Origin of the sequence: Clostridium sp. AM42-4, from assembly GCF_003480105.1 — a bacterium.
GTDB lineage: Bacteria > Bacillota > Clostridia > Lachnospirales > Lachnospiraceae > Brotaphodocola.
Genome location: NZ_QUIK01000010.1, coordinates 1060 through 1384, shown reverse-complemented (window position 1 = coordinate 1384; position 325 = coordinate 1060). Strand labels below are relative to the sequence as shown.

The following is a 325-nucleotide window of genomic DNA, read 5'->3' as shown; positions in this document are numbered from 1 at the left end:
ATGTTATTAGAATATCTGAAAAAGAGAAAATAAAAATCACAGAGATGTGTGTTCCGACAAACGGTGAATTATATCCATCCGATACAGCCTGCTCTGGTGATATTGTAATTTTACCAAATGATGTTTTGCAGCTAAACAGTATTTTGGGGAACGAAATGCTGTTGCCGCAGAGAAAATTTATTGAAAATCCTCTCCCTATGCTCCAAACAACGATTGCAGTAAAGAAACCTGAACAGCGGGAAATATTGCTTGGGGCACTTACAGAAATTTCAGATGGCGACCCTCTTTTAAAATATTATGTGGATACTACAACGCATGAGATTAT

The 325-nt window shown here is 36.9% G+C and carries 1 pseudogene; it reads left to right on the top strand.

Going from position 1 to position 325, the window contains the following annotated elements:
- Positions 1-325: pseudogene (locus tag DW922_RS18020) on the top strand (tetracycline resistance ribosomal protection protein); the annotation flags it as partial.